At 58.6% G+C, this 18,821-nt stretch carries 17 protein-coding genes; 3 read left to right on the top strand and 14 right to left on the bottom strand.

Features of this window, described 5'->3' with window-relative positions:
• Positions 1–547 precede the first annotated feature (547 nt).
• The 5 genes from ACQKP2_RS06170 to ACQKP2_RS06150 form a co-directional block, all read right to left on the bottom strand.
• Positions 548–1,501, bottom strand: coding sequence for a D-2-hydroxyacid dehydrogenase family protein (locus tag ACQKP2_RS06170; protein ID WP_427575220.1), 954 nt, complete (start codon positions 1,499–1,501; stop codon positions 548–550).
• A gap of 13 nt (positions 1,502–1,514) precedes the next feature.
• Positions 1,515–2,540, bottom strand: a complete 1,026-nt coding sequence (locus ACQKP2_RS06165) for an alpha/beta fold hydrolase (RefSeq protein ID WP_427575218.1) — start codon at positions 2,538–2,540, stop codon at positions 1,515–1,517.
• Between the two features lie 83 nt (positions 2,541–2,623).
• A complete protein-coding gene (locus tag ACQKP2_RS06160) occupies positions 2,624–3,058 on the bottom strand; it encodes a YqaA family protein (RefSeq protein ID WP_427575305.1) in 435 nt (144 codons plus the stop codon).
• The gene (locus ACQKP2_RS06155; RefSeq protein ID WP_427575216.1) at positions 3,058–3,504 is read right to left on the bottom strand and encodes a DUF411 domain-containing protein; all 447 of its coding nucleotides are present in this window, start codon (positions 3,502–3,504) and stop codon (positions 3,058–3,060) included. The genes ACQKP2_RS06160 and ACQKP2_RS06155 overlap by 1 nt, the downstream gene beginning before the upstream one ends.
• Positions 3,505–3,803: 299 nt before the next feature.
• Positions 3,804–3,938 carry a hypothetical protein gene (locus ACQKP2_RS06150; protein WP_427575214.1) on the bottom strand — a complete coding sequence of 45 codons (135 nt, stop codon included), beginning with the start codon at positions 3,936–3,938 and terminating at the stop codon, positions 3,804–3,806.
• A gap of 167 nt (positions 3,939–4,105) precedes the next feature.
• On the opposite strand from ACQKP2_RS06150, the gene ACQKP2_RS06145 reads away from it, so the two are divergent.
• Positions 4,106–4,294, top strand: coding sequence for a hypothetical protein (locus ACQKP2_RS06145; RefSeq protein ID WP_111283688.1), 189 nt, complete (start codon positions 4,106–4,108; stop codon positions 4,292–4,294).
• A gap of 19 nt (positions 4,295–4,313) precedes the next feature.
• On the opposite strand, the gene ACQKP2_RS06140 is transcribed toward ACQKP2_RS06145, so the two are convergent.
• The 3 genes from ACQKP2_RS06140 to ACQKP2_RS06130 form a co-directional block, all read right to left on the bottom strand.
• Positions 4,314–4,685, bottom strand: coding sequence for a fe2+ zn2+ uptake regulation protein (locus ACQKP2_RS06140; protein ID WP_427575212.1), 372 nt, complete (start codon positions 4,683–4,685; stop codon positions 4,314–4,316).
• 286 nt (positions 4,686–4,971) lie between these two features.
• A complete protein-coding gene (locus tag ACQKP2_RS06135; RefSeq protein ID WP_427575210.1) occupies positions 4,972–5,973 on the bottom strand; it encodes a FecR family protein in 1,002 nt (333 codons plus the stop codon).
• A gap of 146 nt (positions 5,974–6,119) precedes the next feature.
• On the bottom strand, positions 6,120–10,940 hold the full coding sequence (locus tag ACQKP2_RS06130) for a dermonecrotic toxin domain-containing protein (RefSeq protein ID WP_427575208.1): 4,821 nt from the start codon (positions 10,938–10,940) through the stop codon (positions 6,120–6,122).
• A 219-nt stretch (positions 10,941–11,159) separates the two neighbouring features.
• On the opposite strand from ACQKP2_RS06130, the gene ACQKP2_RS06125 reads away from it, so the two are divergent.
• Positions 11,160–12,200, top strand: a complete 1,041-nt coding sequence (locus ACQKP2_RS06125; RefSeq protein ID WP_427575207.1) for an Ldh family oxidoreductase — start codon at positions 11,160–11,162, stop codon at positions 12,198–12,200.
• Between the two features lie 131 nt (positions 12,201–12,331).
• On the opposite strand, the gene ACQKP2_RS06120 is transcribed toward ACQKP2_RS06125, so the two are convergent.
• The gene (locus ACQKP2_RS06120; protein WP_427575205.1) at positions 12,332–12,649 is read right to left on the bottom strand and encodes a DUF883 family protein; all 318 of its coding nucleotides are present in this window, start codon (positions 12,647–12,649) and stop codon (positions 12,332–12,334) included.
• 163 nt (positions 12,650–12,812) lie between these two features.
• Between ACQKP2_RS06120 and ACQKP2_RS06115 the strand changes: the two genes are divergently transcribed.
• A complete protein-coding gene (locus ACQKP2_RS06115) occupies positions 12,813–13,067 on the top strand; it encodes a hypothetical protein (RefSeq protein WP_427575203.1) in 255 nt (84 codons plus the stop codon).
• 79 nt (positions 13,068–13,146) lie between these two features.
• On the opposite strand, the gene ACQKP2_RS06110 is transcribed toward ACQKP2_RS06115, so the two are convergent.
• The 5 genes from ACQKP2_RS06110 to arcD form a co-directional block, all read right to left on the bottom strand.
• Positions 13,147–13,509, bottom strand: coding sequence for a DUF5064 family protein (locus ACQKP2_RS06110; protein ID WP_427575202.1), 363 nt, complete (start codon positions 13,507–13,509; stop codon positions 13,147–13,149).
• Positions 13,510–13,574: 65 nt separating this feature from the next.
• On the bottom strand, positions 13,575–14,504 hold the full coding sequence (arcC, locus tag ACQKP2_RS06105; RefSeq protein ID WP_427575201.1) for a carbamate kinase: 930 nt from the start codon (positions 14,502–14,504) through the stop codon (positions 13,575–13,577).
• A gap of 151 nt (positions 14,505–14,655) precedes the next feature.
• Positions 14,656–15,666 carry an ornithine carbamoyltransferase gene (locus ACQKP2_RS06100; protein ID WP_427575200.1) on the bottom strand — a complete coding sequence of 337 codons (1,011 nt, stop codon included), beginning with the start codon at positions 15,664–15,666 and terminating at the stop codon, positions 14,656–14,658.
• A gap of 68 nt (positions 15,667–15,734) precedes the next feature.
• A complete protein-coding gene (gene arcA, locus ACQKP2_RS06095) occupies positions 15,735–16,991 on the bottom strand; it encodes an arginine deiminase (protein ID WP_427575198.1) in 1,257 nt (418 codons plus the stop codon).
• Positions 16,992–17,026: 35 nt separating this feature from the next.
• Positions 17,027–18,454 (bottom strand): arginine-ornithine antiporter, encoded by a 1,428-nt coding sequence (arcD, locus tag ACQKP2_RS06090; protein ID WP_427575196.1) that lies wholly within the window; start codon positions 18,452–18,454, stop codon positions 17,027–17,029.
• Positions 18,455–18,821 lie beyond the last annotated feature (367 nt).

Raw genomic sequence — 18,821 nt, 5'->3', positions numbered from 1 at the left:
GCTCTGGCAAACGGTATGTCATGGCCACTTCCTGTGACCGGGCGCGAAATCGCGGCACATCGGCGAGCAAGCGCTGCCCACATGTGCTCAAGCAGAATGGGTGGATTAGCCATTGCAAGGAATGAACCAGTCGCAACGCACCTACCTATGAGTCGACCGATTGCACGAGGCAAAAGTTTCGACTTTTTTTCCACTTTGTGACCGGCCGGTTTTACTTCGCGAAAAGGAGTCTAGGCCAGAACTTAGAGCGGTAAAGCCCGGATGGCAAAATTGTTCGACAATCGGTTTGATGAGGTACGGACGTGCCGGAAAGCTTGGCGCACGCACCGACGAAGGGCATGTTTTTCGTTAAAAAAGGGGCTGTTTCGATGCACAACTGTCACATCGGTGTGCGTGGCGCAACAGTTGATTTGCACCATTGCGGTGCATTAATAAAACTGTAGGAGCGAGCACGCTCGCGATGGACTCAAAGGCACCGCTGGCATTCAGACAGCCCGCGTTATCGTTGACGTCCATCGCGAGCATGCTCGCTCCTACAGATCATTCGTCAGTTCAACAGGCGGATCGGCTTTGCGGTGGCCCATGCCTGAATGTCTTCGATCATCTGCGAGAAGAACAGGTGATAGTTCTGCTGGCTGACATAGCCCACATGCGGCGTGGCCAGCACATTCTCCAGAGTACGGAAGGGATGATGGGCGGGTAACGGTTCGATTTCGAAGACATCCAGGGCGGCGCCCGCCAGGCGGCGCTTTTGCAGGGCCTTGATCAGGGCGGCTTCGTCGACGATGGGCCCGCGTGCGGTATTGACCAGCAGCGCGGTGGGTTTCATCCAGCTCAATGCCTGGGCATCGACCAGGCCCCGGGAACGCTCGCTGAGGACCAGGTGCACCGACAACACATCGGCCTGTTCGAACAGTTCCTGCTTGCTGACAAGGGTTGCCCCGGCCTCTGCGGCTCGCTCCGGGGTGAGATTTTCACTCCAGGCGATCACACGCATGCCAAATACCTGGCCGAACTGCGCGACACGCTGACCGATGCTGCCCAGGCCCAGGATCGCCAGGGTCTTGCCGTGCAGGTCGCCACCCAGACCCTGTTGCCATTTACCCGCGCGCAAGGCATTGGCTTCGGCCACCAGATTGCGGGTGGCGGCCATGATCAGGGCCCAGGTCAGCTCGGGCGCTGCGTGCTTGTAGCTGTCGGTGCCGCAGACCTGAATGCCCAGTGCGGCAGCGGCCTTGAAGTCCAGGGCGGCATTGCGCATTCCGCCGGTGACCAGCAGTTTCAGATTCGGCAGTCGGCGCAACAGGTCTTCATCGAAACGGGTGCGCTCACGCATGACGCAAATGACTTCAAACGCTTCAAGTCGCTGCGCCAGGGATTCGTTGTCGGCCGGATAATCGTGAAGAAAACTCACCTGGCCGATGGCCTCCAGTTGCGACCAGTCGACCACGTTGCGGGCCACATCCTGCCAATCGTCAATCACTGCAATCTGCAACGCCATCAGGTTTTCCTCATCAACGCACGGGATTGGTTTTGTTCAGCCAGCCAAGCAACGCCTGGTGAAACGGCCCCGGCTCTTCCATCTGCGGCGCGTGGCCCAGGCCGGGGAACTCCACCAGGGTCGACTGCGGGATCCGTTTGGCCACCTGTTTGCCGAGCACGTCGTAATGGCCGATTCTTGCCTTGACCGTTGCTGGGGCGATATCGCTGCCGATGGCGGTGGTATCGGACGTGCCTATCAACAACAGGGTCGGCATCTTCAGGTTCTGGAATTCGTAGTAAACCGGCTGGGTGAAGATCATGTCGTAGATCAACGCCGAATTCCACGCGACTTGCGTATGCCCCGGACCCTTGTTCAGGCCGGCGAGCATGTCCACCCAGCGATCGTACTCAGGTTTCCAGCGACCGCCGTAATAGGTGTTGCGTTCGTAGGTGCGGATACCATCGGCGCTGAGCTTGAGTTCACGTTCATACCATTGATCGACCGTACGCCAGGGCACGCCCAGGGCTTTCCAGTCTTCCAGGCCAATGGGATTGACCAGCGCCAGTTGTTCGACCTGATCGGGGTATTGCAGGGCATAACGGGTGGCCAGCATGCCGCCGGTGGAGTGGCCCAGCAGCGTCGCTTTCTGGATGCCGAGGGCCTTGAGCAATTGTTGGGTATTGCTTGCCAGTTGCTGGAAGCTGTACTGGTAGCGGTCCGGTTTACTGGAGGTACAGAAACCGACCTGGTCCGGGGCTATCACCCTGTAACCGGCATCGCTCAAGGCTTTGATCGAGGTTTGCCAGGTCGCACCGCAGAAGTTCTTGCCGTGCATCAACACGATGCTGCGACCGTTGGCCTTGCCATGGGCGGCGACGTCCATGTAGCCCATTTGCAGGCTTTGACCCTGGGACGTGAAAGCAAAATGTTTGACCGTGTAGGGATATTCGAAACCCTGCAGTTCGGGGCCGTACGCCGGGCCTTCGGCCTGCGCCATCACGGGCAGGGCGGCAGTCAGGAACAGGCCGGGCAGCCAGCGGGCGGGTGTGAAGGGCATCGGTGAACTCCTTTGACAATCGGACGATGCTGCATCGGCATGATTAGGGCGACATTAAACAGGCAACCGCGGCAAGGGCTGGTTCAACCCATCCAGCCCAGGGTGATCACCGCCAGCACGCCATAACGGGCGCCTTTGGCCAGGGTTACCATCAACAGGAAACGTCCCAAGGGTTCACGCATCACTCCGGCGACCAGAGTCAGTGGATCGCCGACCACCGGCAGCCAACTGAGCAGCAACGACCAGTGGCCATAACGCTGATAGTGCGTTCGGGCTTTTTCCAGGCGGGCAGGATTGACCGGAAACCAGCGCCGGTCACGCAAACGTTCGATGGCGCGCCCCAGCCACCAGTTCACCAGCGAGCCGAGGACATTGCCCACGGTGGCCACCGCCAGCAATGACCATGGCCAATAACGATCGCTGAGCAGCAACCCCACCAGTACCGCCTCCGATTGCAGGGGCAGCAGCGTGGCGGCCCCGAAGGCCGCGAGAAACAAGCCGATGAAGACGCCGCTGATCAATGGGCGGGGTAATCCGCCACCACTACATCGGTGCCGTCCTTTTTCAGGCCGATGACCTGGTAGGCATCGCTCATGCCGTCCATTTCCATGCCGGGTGAGCCCATGGGCATGCCCGGGGCGGCAACACCCAGCAGGTCGTCGCGTTGACTCAGGGCCAGTACCTGGTCGGCCGGCACATGGCCTTCGACGAACTTGCCGTTGATCAAGCCGGTATGGCACGACGCAAGGCGTGCGGGTACGCCGTGTTGCTGCTTGAACTCGCTCATGTTGGCTTCGACATGGTCCTCGACCTTGAAGCCATTGGCCTGCAGGTGACTGATCCATTTCTTGCAGCAGCCGCAATTGGCATCGCGATGCACTTCGATCGGGATCAGGTCGGCGGCCTGGGCCAGGGAGGAAATGAACAGGGCGCTCAGGGCAGCCAGACGCAAGTGGTTTCGCATGTCGACGGGTCTCGGATTGCTGGCAAAAAGAAGCGCATTTTGACCGGTTTTTCCGGGCAGGCATGGGGCGATTGTTTCAAGTTGCTACAACGCTGCGCAGCCCCATGATCGTAGTTGAGGGCTGTCAGGAAGATGAAGGCGACATTACAAATTTGTCAGGTCGGTGCTGTTGTGGGAGCCAGGCTTGCCGGCGAATGCGGCCTTGCGTCGTGCGGCGCCTTCGCAAACGCCTTCGCCGGCAAGCCTGGCTCCTACAAAAGGGGGGGGGAGGATTAGGGTGTTTGAGTCATGGGTGGGGGCTAGCGATGGTAGTAGCCCGGGCCTCCACCGTTGTAATAATGGTCGTGGTGCCAGCCGCCGTGGGGGAAGACGATACAGCCGCTCAGGGAGAGCAGGGCCAACAGGGGAATCAGCAGAGTGATTCGACGCAACATTGATAAATCCTCATGGTTATCGCCGTATTGAAGCCAAAACTCTTCATCGGCTGTAACATGAGACCCCGTTTACCTCGCCTCATCCCCGAAAAACGGTAGGGGCTTGGCATGCTTTTCGATACAAAGCGGATACATTCCAGCTTCAGGCTTACATTCAGGAAATGCTAATGACCCAGTCGCAACGTTTGAAATATTCGATTCTGATCTCCCTGGTGGTGCTGGGGATCATGTTTGGCCTTTCCTGGCTGCAGAACACAGGTGTGATCAGCGAAAAAGTGTTCCAGTACATCGCCATTGGCGTGGCGGTGGTCGTGGTGGTCATCAATGGCGTGATGCGTCGCAAGGTCAAGCCCTGAGCAAGGTGCCCGAACCGGATCAGAGCCGTCTGAGGACGGCAGCGGCCTGTGGATGCAGGCTGTAGCTCTTGTCTTCGTTGAGCACGATCACGCCTTCGCTGCACAAGCGCTTCAACACTTCGCGCACACTCAGGAAGGACAGCGGGATGTCCAGTTCCAGCAAATGACTGTGCACCCCGCGCACGCCCAGGCTGCGGTCGCTTTCGGCGGCCTTGAGCAGGGCGTCGATGACTTTGAGGCGAATCAGGCTGGTTCGCAGGCCAAAGCTCTTGAGCAGCAAGCGAATTCGCTCGTTGCCATGGCGGTCGGCAGGCGGGTCGAAAACACCGGCCCCGATGGTAGTGCTCATGGGTGCATTGCTACCGTCCGATGGCAGTGGTGTGTTGTACATTGCAGAAAACTCCTTTTCAGAGCCTGATCAGGAAAATGGGCGCTCTTACACGACTGGATGTATGAGTAACCCAGATCATGAGGACTCGAATGTAGAAAATTCGTCGTCGTGGCGTTACCGGACTGTTAAAACTCCGTGGCTCCGGAGTCCGGCTTCCTGGGTTTTTTCCGTTTGCTTCGTCCCTGAAACAAGCGCAGCGCGTCGCCCAGTGCGCTGCTGCAGGCACCGTATACGATCAGGGCGAGTGTGAATGTTTCCAACCGGTTGACCCGGTTGAGCCCGGCATTCAGTTTTTTGCCGGCTTCTGCGGGATGGCGTTGAGGACCGGATTGCCATCGTTATTGCGGGTCACATAAACGGGCAGCACCTTGGGCAGGGTTGCCACCAGGCTGTCGAGTTCATTGATGTTGTAGACGCCACCGATATGAATTGCACCGGTGCTGTTGTCGGCGACCATCAACGGTTTTTTCAGGTAACGATTGATCAGCGGCAACGCTTCGTTCAGCGCCAGATCGTCGATGACCAGCTTGCCGCTGCGCCAGGCCAGCGAATGGTCATGCTCGTCGGTCTGTCTGATCCGGGGTATGAAGTCCCCATGGCCATAGCTGGCCTGCATCGAAGGGCCCAACCGTAACCCGTCTCCCGGCTGTTCGCTGTTGCTGCTGACCAGAGCCGAGCCTTCGATCAGGTTCACCTTCACCTGATCTTCATACAGCCAGACGTTGAATCGGCTCCCGGTGCCCCGGATCTTGCCTTCGGCTGCCCTGACGACAAAGGGATGGCCGCTGTCGTGGGCGATGCTGAAGAAGGCTTCTCCTTTTTCCAGGGTGACCTGGCGACGATCCTTGTAATGGCTGTAGATCAGTTCGGTTCGCAGATTCAGTTCGACCTGGCTGCCATCGTTCAAGGTGACCTGGCGCCCCTTGTCGGTGGTCTCCAGGCGCTGGTATGAGTCGGGCAGCCAGCCCAGGCTCCAGCCGCTGTAGGCGGCCAATGGCAACGCCAGGGCGCATACCGCCGCCGCCACGCCAAAGCGGCGCCAGGAGGCTGGCCTGAGCCGTACAATCGGTACAGGCGCTTTCTCCGGGCGTTGCAGGTTACCTGCGACGTCCCATATTTCCAGCATGGCCTCGTATTCGGATACATGCAGCGGGTGGGCATCGAGCCACTGCTCGAATGCCTGACGTTCCTTCGCGGTGCAGTCGCTGGCATGCATGCGCATGCACCAGTGCGCAGCGGTATCGCTGATGGCGTCGTATTCGGCTGGCGTGAAAAAGTGGTCGGTCATTGACTCATCCTGATTTGCGCCATTCTAACCTTGAGGGCCGTCTGCAGGTCCATCGATCATGGCAATTACCCATCACGCGAATGTTCCCTGAGTCCATCCAACGCGCATGGGTGTGCACCAAGGTTTGGCCTCTGAGGAGTTTTCATTCAGGTCGAATGGCCGGATGTTCCTGGTACCGGGTCCAGCTGCCGGCCCATTTCGCAGATCAGAAATGCAATCGAGTCGGCATTGCGCAAGATGGTGTCGACACGCAGGTCCGTATTGCGTGGATCGAGAAACGCGGCGCGCGCCTCGGCGATTGTGGCGCAGCCAGTGGCTTTGAGGATCTCCTTCGCCACGTGGCGAGTGTTCATGATGTCATCCATGTCGATCCAGCATTGCCGAATACTGTGCCATCGAGCGAACAATTCCTCCGAGGGTGTGGCCAGGGACAAGGCTTCGCGCTGAAAGCTTTGTTGGTTTTGTTTCATGACCGCGCCATAAGAGGTGACAGGGGAGACCAGATCGACAAAAGGACGCCGCGCTTCCAGCGTGGCAATGTCCACCGTGTTGGAAAACAGATGTGAGAACTCGTGAATCAGCGTGGACGCCTGACTATGGGCATCGACATCGAAGGGTTCGCTCAGGCAGGACTTGTACCAGTCCAGTTGCTGGTCGAAAAACTTCTCGGTGAAGTGCACGGTTTTACGCGCATCCTTGTCGACGACGAACGCAATCAAATTGGCGTCGGGGTACTTGCTGGAGCCCAGCACAAAGCGCTCGGTATTCATGAAGTCTTCGTTGGGATCCACCAGCGCATTGCAGATGGGGACAATGGCCGCCTTGATTTTGTCGAGAAGGCGTTGGTCGACGCTGCCCAGATCAAAAAAGCGCTTGAAGAACCTGTCCAGGCGTGTGCCAGGTAACAGGAGGCGCGATTGCGCGAGATTGTGAAGGCTGTTGAATGCATAAAGGCGTGCCAGATCCATGGCTTGAATGATCATTTGCGCCTTTTCGGGGTGTAGGGTGCGGATGGCCTCCATGCCTCGCGCCTCAATGTTCAGGACTCGATGCACCTCCTGGTCGGTCACATATTTATTGTGCATCTTCGACAGGGCCTTGCCGTAGTGCACGGTATGGACATCCGGATCGATGACCATCTGCCCGCTCGGCATGCGTAGCAGGGAAGGGCCGTCCAGTTCGTCATTGACCAGTCGCCACACGGCGCCCGATTGAACAATGCGGTAGACCTTTCCAGCGACCGCGGCAAAGTGATGATGGCTGGCGGGATCAAGGTAAGTGCCGTCAACCGAGCCTTTGATGAGATCCTTCAAGGCCAGCGAAAACGTTTCGAAAGGTTGGCGCAATGTGCGTGCAAGCGTCGTTGGCGATAGTTGCGACCAGTTCGGGGCGGTCAATGCGCGTGCCACCGGCGCGGACGGGCTGGTCAACGGCGTGGTCTCGACAGCAGGCTGCAGTGACAGGCGCCCCAATAGAGTCATTTGAGCAGCACCGGCGATGAAGTTTTGCAATGCCTGAGTCCAGTGGTGCTCCAGCAGTGCCTCGGCCGAGTTCTTGATATCCGTGTAGCTTTGCCACAGAAACCGACCGCAGGCGAGTTTGCCCGGCAGCAGGCCCGAGATCAGTTTGATCCCGGAACTGAACAGGTACTTTGCCGCCTCCCAATCCGACTGGGCCGAAGGCTGCCGCTGGGTACCCATCAGGCGAGCCAGCAGGCTGGTGTTGTCGCTGAACAATCTGTTTAGCAGATGGCCATCCAGAGGGGTTGAATCAATGGACATGTCACCCGGTTGTCCGGCATTGGACTGGAACAGATTATGGAACACCGATTGTTGGTTCTCCGGCAGGCGACGGATGATCAGGTCCTGCAGGGGGCCGGGCGCATTGATGGCTGCAAGCAGGCTGGTTTCACTGTCGAACTCGGTAAAGACCTCGCCGCTATGGTAAGGCGCGTAAAGCACCAGCGGACCGCCATGTCCGACACCGGGGCCGATCAGATACAGACCCGTTGCGGCTATGGGGGCTGCAGCACCGGTCTTGATCAACGCCAGCTTGCGACAGATCGCGTGGGCGCCCTGCACGGTTGCGCGGGCAAGGCTGTCGGGCATGTCCAGTACTTGTTCGATCAAGTCAAATGCCGCTCGCGACAAGCGCTGTTGAAGGTACAGGGCGTGGGCATGTTGCATCAGTTGCCAAGGCAGCTGGTGCACGAAACGCAAGCGCCGGACCTCGGACCCTTCATGGCTGGCCGATAAACTATCGAGCACTTTTCGGGCAAAGCCTTCCTGGATATCCAGCGACAGTAAAAGTTGCCGGATGGCGTTCTGATCCAGTCCGGCGGGCAGCGCTGCAGCCGTTTTGGATCGTAGGGTAAAGCCGAACCCCTCTGTAGCGCTGACGTGATCCAGGGCGAATTGCGTCAGACTTCGGGGCGCGCCGGCCAAGGCCAGGTCAGGGATGATTTCGATATCGTCCGGGTCCGCTACGGCACCGGGAAAACGCGTGCGCAGCAAGGCTGCCAATGTCTGGTGTACATAACCGGCCAGGTCGGGCAAATCGCTGAGATAGTCTTTGTCCTCGTGAACATTGCGGCGGTATTGCTCCAGCAGTTCGATATGAGTCTGCTGGTCCACGGCGGGCGCCATGCCCAGCCACGCCGGTAATGAATGCTGATGGGCGATTGCACGGGAGATCCGCGTAGCGCGGCGCAAATTGGTATCGATCACCGTTTGCGACAGCGCTTTCAATGCCTTGCTCTGCTGATCGCCATCGAGTTTGAGCGAGCGCAGGTGTTGGCAGGAGGCCAGGAAGTGTTCAATGGCCGACCGCGCAAGGTAGTCGAGGACATTGCCTTCGATCAGTCGAAATGATCCGAGCGAGTAGGTCTGGTGGAACTTGCGCCGCGTGGGGTCGAGGTTCTCCAGCAATGCCTGGCATTCACTCGGGTCGAGCAGGCGCCGGCTCAGTTGCTGCCTGACCGCGTTGACGCTGGCGAACACTTCCAGCCCTTTGGCGGGTGTCCACACAATGGCACGCCCCGAATGTGAAACATCGAGTCCGCCGCGCTCGGTCACCAGGATGCAGTTGGCCAATGGCAGTGTGTTGGTTTGCCCGGAACATTCCAGGACCCATGAATAGACGTCGGGTCGGAAGCCGTTGTGCGCGCGGCGATTGGCGCGCTCGGGATAATCGGGGTTGAACACCGTGTCGACGATTGCCTGGTCCGCTTCGCGCATGAGTGAACCGAGTACTCGCGCCTGCGCTTCTCCGCGCAGGCCGACGGAAAAGGTATGGGCCAGATTTCGCGCCATGCGTTCCAGCCAGGATCGTTGTTGTTCCGTTGAAGTGGTGGGTTGTGCGGCAAAGTCTTTGCTGAGCTGCGCCTCGATATCACTGTACGTTCTGGCCAGGGACGCCGCCTTGTCTGCCCGCACGTTCGAGGGCATTTGCGTGCCCGACAATACCGGTCGGGTGCTCCAGCGGCCGTTGACCTCCAGTGCGAGCAAACGCTCGTTGATCATGGAGCGGATATCCAGCGCCTTATCGAACAAGGCATGCACATCGACCGCGCCGTCGCTATTGCGTAAAAGCTGCAGCACGTAGCCCAGATTATCCTGTTGCTTGACGATGATCGCTTCGAACAGGGTCTTGAATATCGACCCGGACAGGACCTCCCCGGTGACTTGAGGGTGATGGAAACCAATGAAACGGCTGCGTTCCTCAAGGCCCAGCAGGCCATAAAGCTCATCTTCGTGACCACTGGCGCTGAATTTGCTCAACAGGGTGTCCTTCAGGTCTGCATAGTCCTCGAGTACCTGTAGCCCCTGGGTGGGCGTGTAGAGGTAAGCGTTGGAATGACTGATCATCAATGAGCCCGCCAATTCCACGAAGTTGGCGGGATGCTCCCACAGTCGCACGGTTTCCAGGGTAGGGCGGTGAGCAGGGTTGGAAACCGGTTGGATGACAACGTGCAGCGCGGCGAACTGCTCCGGGCTGATGATGTCGGCCTCGCGCTTGAGCAGCAGCTCCGTGCGCGCCTGCTCGCTGATCGCGCGGGTGAAGAATGCCCTTCTTGACGCACCGTCGACACTGGCTTCATTCCAGAAGTGCGCCAACTGTCCGGACAACAGACTGATCAATTTTGCCGACGCCGTGGTGACGGCAATCTCCCAGTGCTGCTGATCGATACGTGTCGATTTTTTTTGAGGATGGGAATACTCGGGGCGTTGATCAAACGGCCAGCGCTGGTTGCGGTAATGCAACAACACGGCAGCGTTCAATGATAGGGAATTGGCCCAGCGTCGTACGGCGCCACTGTTCTGTCCGGCAGTGCTGGTGACATAAAAATCGACTTGGGTCTGACGTTGGTCGATCCCTGGAAATGCCGGAGAGAGCAACTGGCCAAGCACCGTATCCAGCATGGAAGTCAAGGTCGGCAGGGTCGTCAGTTCATCAACCATCGCCTGATCGTCGTGGGTCTGGTTGTCGAGGATGGCGGTGCGTTGATCCTCGAATACATCGCCTTCAATGGTCTGATAAGTCACCTGGACAGCGGACATCTGCGTCAGTGTCTTGCGCCGGGCCAGCGACATGAAGGCAAGCAAGTCGTCGTCTTCAGTCTTGCGCAGCAGTCGCTGTAGCAGTTGTTCGGTCAAGGCGGCGCGGCTGTAGTACTTCTGAATGCCGGCATAGGGGGTATACAGGATGACCCCGTTCATTTCCGGGGTGGGGCTCAGCACGAAACTGCCGGCCAGGACGACCGGCTCGTGACCGGGCGCGACGAGCAGGATTCTTTCGGCAATCATCGGTCGAGCCTGTTGGCTGCGCAGGCGCTGGCTGGTCAGTTCAATGTGCTTGAGCCATTCAAAGTCGCGCTGGGTGAGTCCGTGGATTCGGCCGAGCTCGGTCCAAAGGCCAGGGGTGTTCAGGACTTTCGGAAAATACAGTGGAGCAGGGGGTGTGGACATGGTCGAGTCTCGTGCGGGGCGCAGTGCAGGGCGCCAATGGAAAGAGTGCCGAGACTAGGGAGCGGTATGCGGGGGGAGGTGGTAGATAGTTAACGCACCCAGTGTGATTTTTACTGCAGACAGGCCTCATGCAAGGGTTGACAGGATGCTCGCCACACGTTGTAAATCGCTGGTCTACCAACGCTGTTGCCCCCTCTAATAATTAATCTGGAGCTTCAGATGTCTGCGCCACACAACGAAGCATCTGCTGTTGTCTCGCAAAACCTGTCTTTGGCCGCACTGACAGCATTGCTTGAGAAGATATTCCTGCGTCACGGCACCTCGGTCGAAGTTGCCCGGGTGCTGGCCGAAAATTGTGCGGGCGCCGAGCGGGACGGTGCACACAGTCACGGGGTGTTTCGCATTCCCGGCTATGTTTCAACCTTGCAGAGCGGTTGGGTGAACGGCAAGGCGGTCCCGGTGGTCGAGGATGTGGCTTCGGGTTTCGTGCGCGTCGATGCCGGCAACGGTTTTGCGCAACCGGCCCTCGCCGCGGCGCGATCATTGCTGGTCGAAAAAGCCCGCAGCGCCGGTATCGCGGTGCTGGCAATCCGTAACTCCCACCATTTCGCCGCGTTGTGGCCGGATGTCGAGCCCTTTGCCTACGAAGGGCTGGTGGCGTTGAGCGTGGTCAACAGCATGACCTGCGTGGTGCCGCACGGAGCCGATCGCCCCCTGTTCGGCACCAACCCCATCGCCTTCGCGGCACCGCGTGCCGACGGCGAGCCGATCGTGTTTGACCTGGCGACCAGTGCCATTGCCCATGGCGATGTGCAGATCGCCGCACGCAAGGGCGAGCGCCTGCCACCGGGCATGGGTGTGGATGGCCTGGGCCAGCCGACCCAGGATCCCAAGGCCATTCTCGAGGGTGGGGCGTTGCTGCCGTTCGGCGGCCACAAGGGCTCGGCTCTGTCGATGATGGTGGAGCTGCTGGCGGCGGCTTTGACCGGCGGCAATTTTTCCTTCGAGTTCGACTGGAAAAACCACCCCGGCGCCAAGACGCCATGGACCGGTCAATTGCTGATCGTCATCGATCCGGACAAGGCTGCGGGGCAGAGTTTTGCCGAGCGCAGTCAGGAGCTGGTGCGGCAGATGCATGGCGTGGGGTTGAAGCGCTTGCCGGGTGATCGACGCCACAATCAGCGGGCCAAATCGCAAATCAATGGCATCGCCCTTGATGGGCAGACACTGGCGAATCTGCGGGAACTGGCCGGTCTCTGATTTCTGTAGGAGCGAGCAAGCTCGCGATGGATTCAAGAACGCCGCTGGGTGTCAGGTGGCCAGCGTTATCGTTGACGTCCATCGCGAGCTTGCTCGCTCCTACAGGGTGTTCACGTCATTTAGCGCTGTGATCAGCGCCGCCCCAGCAACAGGCCTACCACCAGGCCGAAGCCGGCGGAAACCGCCACGGTCTGCCATGGATGACCGCCAATGTAGGTTTCGGTGGCCTCGACCGCCGGTTTGGTCCGGTCGCGCACGCTGTTCACCGAGTCCCGCGCTTGCTGAAGTTTCAGGGCGATTTGTCCGCGTAGTGTCTCCGCTTCCTCGCCAACCAGTGAGGCACTGCTTTTGAGCAGTTTCTCCGACTCCTCGATCAACGCCTGAAGGTCGCTGAACGCCTGATCCTTGATCTGATCTTCGGCCGATTGTGCGGCTGATTTCCGGGCCATTGAAAGACTCCTTGCAGGTGAATGGACAGTGAACAATGGAGTGCGTCGCCATTGAAAAAGTTGCAGCCGAATGGGCCTGTCGGCTCAATCCTTGCGAAAACTGCAGCAGGACGTTTCGTCCTACGGTGTAAGATGTCGCCTATTTACGCAGCAGGAAATTCACATGAGCTTCAATCTGGCCGACAAACCCCTGGCCGAGCGCGCAGCGCTTGAAGATGAAAAGGCACGCCTGTTCGAACTCTGGCAAACCAATCTGGGCAAAGCCAAGGGTGAAGCCGCCCGTCTGTTCGGTGAGCGGGCCAAACGCAAGGGCAAATGGGCGGAATGGGTCCGGGCCGAGCTGGATGGCATGTCACCGCCGGAGTTTTCGAACATGGTGCGCAGTGAAGTCAATCGGCTGATGGCCGCCAACAAGTAACCTTTACATCGAATCAGAGCGCCGCGTCATATGGCAATGCCATGCCAGACGACGCGGTGCCGCAAATCGCAACAGTCAGTTATTCCAGATGTTCGGGTTTAACGGGATCGCCGGATTTCATATTCAGCTGGACCCTCACGTCTTCAAACATCAGGTCGTAGTGCTTATGCTGCGAGCCGATGCTGCTCAATGCCTTCGGAATCCCGTACTTCTCGGCGATTTTCGTGACATTGCTGGCGAAGTTGTAGGCCTGGTCCTTCGGCAGATAGAAGGTCTCCTTGAGCTCCTTGCCCTGAATGCTGCCGTGCATCGTGAATTCCATTCCCTTGCCTTCCTTGGGGTCCTGGATGACTGTGTATTCGATGTGCAAGTTGTAGCTGACGTCGTCCTTGGTCAGCGCGTGACGCTCGATGTGCAAGTGACCTGGCTCGAACATAGCCATTGTCATCTCTCCTTATTGGTTAGAACTTCAAGCAAGGCAGGCCGGAGCCTGCCTTCGTGTTTCGTTCAGCGATAGCTGATACCGGGTTTTTCCGTACTGACGCGGGTGCCAGCCTTGCCCTGGACGATCGCTTCAATGTCCGACAACGAACCAATCACCGCGACCTTTCCAGTATGGCGTGCGAACTCGCAGGCTGCCTGCACCTTCGGCCCCATGGAGCCTGCGGCGAAGCCGAGCCGTTCCAGTTCGTCGGGGTGCGCCTGGGCAATGGCTTTCTGGGTCGGTTTGCCGAAATCGATGAACGCGGCGTTGACGTCGGTGGCAATCACCAGCAAATCACTTTCGAGTTGTTCGGCCAGCAACGCCGAACACAGGTCCTTGTCGATGACCGCTTCCACGCCCTCCAGTTTGCCGGGGCTCGTGTACATGGTCGGAATGCCACCCCCACCGGCGCAAATGACGATGCTGCCTTTTTCCAGCAACCATTTGATCGGACGGATTTCGAAGATGCGCTTGGGTTTGGGGCTTGCGACCACACGACGGAACTTGTCGCCGTCCGGGGCAATCGACCAGCCTTTTTCGGCCGCGAGTTTTTCCGCCTCGGCCTTGGCATACACCGGGCCGATGGGTTTGGTGGGTTTCTGAAAAGCCGGGTCGTTGGCGTCGACCTCCACTTGCGTCAGCAAGGTAGCGAAGGGCACTTCAAAATCCAGCAGGTTGCCCAGCTCCTGTTCGATGATGTAGCCGATCATGCCTTCGGTTTCGGCACCCAGCACATCCAGTGGGTAGGGCGTAACCGAGGTATAGGCGGCTGCCTGCAATGACAGCAGTCCCACTTGCGGACCATTGCCGTGGGCGATGACCAGTTGGTTGCCGGGGTGGATCTTGGCGATCTGTTCGGTGGCGATGCGAATGTTGGCGCGCTGGTTGTCAGCGGTCATCGGCTCACCACGGCGGAGCAGGGCGTTGCCACCCAGAGCTACGACGATACGCATGATGCAGTCCTTCTAAGCGGAAATGTGGCGATAACACGGCCCTTTGTGGGAGCGAGCCTGCTCGCGAAGCGGTCTGTCAGTCGATATCAATGTTGATCGTCCTACCGATATCGCGAGCAGGCTCGCTCCCACATGAACCGCATTCGGTTCGTTACAGGTCGGCCAGGGTCGACACCAGAATCGCCTTGATGGTGTGCATGCGGTTTTCCGCTTGCTCGAAGGCGATGCAGGCCGGGGACTCGAACACGTCATCGGTCACTTCGATGCCATTGCTCAGGTGCGGGTACTGCTCGGCAATCTGCTTGCCGACCTTGGTCTCGCTGTTGTGGAAAGCCGGCAGGCAGTGCATGAATTTGGTGCGTGGGTTACCGGTGGCTTTCATCAGCTCGGCGTTGACCTGATAAGGCAACAGTTGCTTGATGCGTTCACCCCAGGCTTCGACCGGTTCACCCATCGACACCCAGACGTCGGTGTGGATGAAGTCCACGCCCTTGACGGCGGCCTTGGGGTCTTCGGTCAGCGTGATGCGGGCGCCGCTTTCTTCCGCGTATTTCTTGCAACGGTCGACCAGGTCGTCATGGGGCCACAGGGCCTTCGGTGCGCAGATCCGCACGTCCATGCCGAGTTTGGCGCCGACCAGCAGCAGCGAGTTGCCCATGTTGTTGCGCGCGTCGCCCAGGTAGGCGTAGCTGATCTCGTGCAGCGGCTTGTCGCTGTGCTCGCGCATGGTCAGCACGTCGGCGATCATTTGCGTCGGGTGGTACTCATCGGTCAGGCCGTTGAACACCGGCACACCGGCGAACTTGGCCAGTTCTTCGACGATTTCCTGTTTGAAGCCACGGTATTCGATGGCGTCGTACATGCGACCCAGCACGCGGGCGGTGTCCTTCATGCTCTCCTTGTGGCCGATTTGCGAGGAGTTCGGGTCGATGTAGGTGACGTTGGCACCCTGGTCATAGGCGGCGACTTCGAACGCGCAGCGGGTGCGAGTGGAGGTTTTTTCGAAGATCAGCGCGATGTTGTTGCCCTTGAGGTGTTGCTGCTCGGTACCGGTGTACTTGGCACGTTTGAGGTCGCGGGACAGATCGAGCAGATAGCGCAATTCGCGAGGGGTGTGGTGTTCCAGGCTCAGCAGATTGCGGTTATGAATATTGAACGCCATTTTGGATCTCCTATGGTATCGGTTATCCCCCCGGTCGCACCGGGTGGGTGCGACCAGGGGTCAATGGGTTAGTAGTCGATCGGATCGCGGATGATCGGGCAGGTCATGCAGTGGCCGCCGCCCCGGCCGCGTCCGAGTTCGCCGGCGCTGATGGTGATGACCTCCACGCCGGCCTTGCGCAGCAGCGTGTTGGTGTAGGTATTGCGGTCGTAGCCGATGACCACGCCGGGCTCCACGGCAACCACGTTGTTACCGTCGTCCCACTGCTCACGTTCGGCGGCGAAGCTGTTGCCACCGGTTTCCACCACACGCAGGGTCTTGAGATTGAGCGCCTGGGCGACGGTGTCGATGAAGTTGGTTTTTTCGCGACGGATATCGATGCCGCCCGGTTTGCTGTCGTCCGGGTACAGGGTGAAGGCGACGATCTGGTTCACCACTTCCGGGAATATGGTCACCAGGTCGCGGTCGCAGAAGCTGAACACGGTGTCCAGGTGCATGGCTGCGCGGGATTTGGGCAGGCCGGCGACGATGACTTTCTCCACGGCCTTGTTCTTGAACAGGTTGACCGCCAGTTGACCGATGGCCTGGCGGGACGAACGTTCACCCATGCCGATCAACACCACACCGTTACCGATCGGCATGACGTCCCCACCTTCGAGGGTCGAATGCCCGTGGTCCTTGTCCGGGTCGCCGTACCAGATCTGGAAGTCGGCGTTGGTGAATTCCGGGTGGAACTTGTAGATGGCGGTGGTCAGCAGGGTTTCCTGACGGCGCGCCGGCCAGTACATCGGGTTGAGTGTCACACCGCCGTAGATCCAGCAGGTGGTATCGCGGGTGAACTGGGTGTTGGGCAGCGGTGGCAGCAGGAAGCTTGAGCGGCCGAGGAAGTCGCGGAACATTTCGATGGCCTTGCCGCCGAAACTTGTCGGCAAGTCATCGCCGGACACGCCGCCGATCAGGAACTCGGCGATATGGCGTGGTTCCAGGCTGCGCAGCCAGGAATTGGTTTCATTGATCAGGCCAAGGCCGACGGTGTCGGGAGTGATCTTGCGCGACAGGATCCAGTCCAGCGCTTCCGGGATGGCGACGATGTCGGTCAGCAGATTGTGCATTTCCAGCACATCGACATTGCGCTCGCGCATTTTGGTGACGAAGTCGAAATGGTCACGCTTGGCCTGGGCGACCCAAAGCACATCATCGAACAGCAGTTCATCGCAGTTGTTCGGGGTCAACCGCTGATGGGCCAGGCCGGGAGAACAAACCATGACTTTGCGCAGTTTGCCGGCTTCGGAATGCACGCCGTACTTAACTTTTTCCGTGGTCATTACCGTGTTCCTCCAGATGAAAAGTCAATGAGTTGTTACAGAGTCAGGAAACCGTCATACAGTCCGTAAGCCGCCACCACGGCGCCCACGATGACCACTGCGAAGATCAGCTTCTCGACGTTGGTGAAAACCGGTTTGTTGATTTCAAGTTTTGCCTTGGCGAAAAGAATCACGCCGGGGGCATAGAGCAGGGCGGAGAGCAGCAGGTACTTGATGCCGCCGGCGTATAGCAACCAGATCGCGTAGATCAGGGCGATAGCGCCGATGATCAGGTCCTTTTGCCGCTCACCGGCGCTGCCTTCATAGGTTTCCCCGCGTACCGCCAGCAGCAGGGCGTAGGCTGCCGACCACAGGTAAGGCACCAGAATCATTGAGGTGGCAAGGTAGATCAGCGACAGGTAGGTACTGGCTGAAAACAGCGTGATGATCAGGAACAGCTGAACCATGGCATTGGTCAGCCACAGCGCGTTGACCGGTACGTTGTTGGCGTTTTCGCGACGCAGGAACTCCGGCATGGTGTGGTCCTTGGCCGCGGCGAACATGATTTCCGCGCACAAAAGTACCCAGGACAGCAGTGCACCGAGCAGCGAAATGATCAAGCCGACGCTGATCAATATCGCGCCCCAATGACCGACCACGTGCTCAAGCACGGCGGCCATCGACGGGTTCTGCAGTTTGGCCAGTTCCGGTTGGGTCATGATGCCCAGCGACAGCACGTTCACCAGCACCAGGAACAGCAGCACGGTAATGAAGCCGATCACGGTGGCTTTACCGACGTCACTGCGTTTTTCCGCGCGGGCCGAGAAGATACTGGCGCCTTCGATACCGATGAACACCCAGACAGTGACCAGCATCATCTTGCGCACCTGGTTCATCACACTGCCCAGGTCGGGGTTTTTCACGCCCCAGATGTCGGCGGTGAAGATGTCCAGTTTGAAGGCGAACAGTGCGATCAACATGAACAGCACCAATGGCACGATCTTGGCCACGGTGGTCACCAGGTTGATGAACGCCGCTTCCTTGATCCCGCGCAACACCAGAAAATGCACGGCCCAGAGCAGCACCGATGCGCCAATCACGGCCGCGACCGTGTTGCCTTCACCAAACACAGGAAAGAAATAACCCAGGGTGCTGAACAGCAAAACAAAGTAACCGACGTTGCCCAGCCAGGCACTGATCCAGTAGCCCCAGGCGGAGGAAAAACCCATGTAGTCGCCGAAACCGGCCTTGGCGTAGGCATAGACCCCACCGTCGAGATCAGGCTTGCGGTTGGCCAGGGTCTGGAACACGAAGGCCAGGGTGAGCATGCCGACTGCCGTGATGGCCCAGCCAATGAGGATGGCGCCGACATCGGCACTGGCGGCCATGTTCTGCGGCAAGGAAAAGATCCCGCCACCAATCATCGAACCAACAACCAGCGCAACCAATGCTCCGAGTTTCAACTTCCCGGGGGATTCAGACATGGCATGTCTCCAGTGAGTGAGAAGAGAGTCAACAGATTACTTCTGTCGACTTTTCATTTAACTGACATGGAACACTAAATAAGCACATAAACAGTAAGTAATGCTGAAGCCATGAAATATTTGGCAACATCGCTGTAAAGTGCTGGCTAGAGGGGTATTGATGGGAATGAGAAAAGTTCCTTCATCCATTGAAGTCTAGATACTAGTCTGCTTTCCTGCTTTGTAAAGTTACCTGCATGGCTTTCGAATTACCCCGTATCAGAGAGGATGTGTCGATTGAATCGCGATTAAAATCAGGTCTTGAAAGCAGATTTGGCTATATATAAGCCATGTTTTTTCTGGCGGGGTTTAATAAACGTTATTACGC

Source organism: Pseudomonas sp. NPDC089569 (assembly GCF_050280625.1).
In the GTDB taxonomy this organism is placed as follows: domain Bacteria; phylum Pseudomonadota; class Gammaproteobacteria; order Pseudomonadales; family Pseudomonadaceae; genus Aquipseudomonas.
This window is presented reverse-complemented; position numbering and strand designations above follow the sequence as displayed.